The following is a 1,043-nucleotide window of genomic DNA, read 5'->3' as shown; positions in this document are numbered from 1 at the left end:
CAGCGCCTGACAAAACAATCTCGGTCTGTGATGGAGCTTCAGCTTTAATACCTTCAGGAAGCTCGTATTCGACTGGGTGAGAAAAACCCAATGACAGATTTAGTTTCTTGCCCTGCATCTGTACACGATAACCAACACCGATTAGCTGTAGCTTTTTCTGGAAGCCAGTACTTACACCAGTAACCATGTTGTTTACCAACGCGCGAGTCGTACCAGACATCGCTCGTGAGAACTTGCTGCCATTTTTAGCAGCAAATTTAATTTCTGAACCTTCCTGCGTTACAGTAACAACAGAATTAAGATCCAAAGATAAAGTGCCTTTACCGCCCTTTACTTCAATTTCTTGCTCAGTTAGCTTAACTTCTACACCGGAAGGAAGCTGAACTGGACTATTAGCAACCCTAGACATGCCCTTCTCCTAGAAAACTGTGCAGATTACTTCGCCACCAATGCCGGCATTACGCGCAGCTCGGTCGGTCATCACACCTTGCGAAGTTGAAATAATGGCAACACCCAAACCACCGCGAATGCTTGGCAGCTCGTCTTTACCTTTAAACTGGCGTAGACCTGGACGGCTAGCTCTCTTAATTTCTTCGATGACTGGCTTGCCTTCGAAATACTTAAGATCAACAGTTACCTGTGCTTTTACCTGACCATCAGTGTTAAAGCCTTCGATGAAACCTTCTGACTTTAATACTTCTAGTACTGACACCTTCATTTTAGAAGAAGGCATTGTGACAGATTGCTTCTCAGCCATCTGTGCATTACGAATACGTGTGAACATATCCGCAAGCGTATCTTGCATACTCATCGTATGAACTCCTAGTCTTTTTAGTTGTGCAGTATCAAAAACAAGCCGGAAGGAAACCCCACCAGCTTGTTATGGTACTTACCAACGTTTCTTTACTGGTATTACCAGCTTGCTTTTTTCAGGCCGGGCACATTACCACTCATTCCCTGTTCACGCAATTTAATTCGTGAAAGTTTGAACTTGCGGTATACGCCATGTGGTCGACCTGTCACTTGACAGCGATTTCTAAGTC

The 1,043-nt window shown here is 44.4% G+C and carries 2 protein-coding genes and 1 pseudogene; all 3 read right to left on the bottom strand.

Annotated features, from left to right (window positions below; all coding sequences use genetic code 11):
* Nucleotides 1–409 (bottom strand): 50S ribosomal protein L6 (gene rplF / locus A3757_RS00530; protein WP_068738960.1); only part of this gene is annotated, 409 nt, incomplete at its 3' end.
* Between the two features lie 9 nt (nt 410–418).
* Nucleotides 419–811 carry a 30S ribosomal protein S8 gene (gene rpsH, locus A3757_RS00525; RefSeq protein WP_068508541.1) on the bottom strand — a complete coding sequence of 131 codons (393 nt, stop codon included), beginning with the start codon at nt 809–811 and terminating at the stop codon, nt 419–421.
* Nucleotides 812–912: 101 nt separating this feature from the next.
* Nucleotides 913–1,043: pseudogene (locus A3757_RS00520) on the bottom strand (30S ribosomal protein S14); the annotation flags it as partial.

This window comes from Oleiphilus sp. HI0117 (genome assembly GCF_001635235.1).
This window is presented reverse-complemented; position numbering and strand designations above follow the sequence as displayed.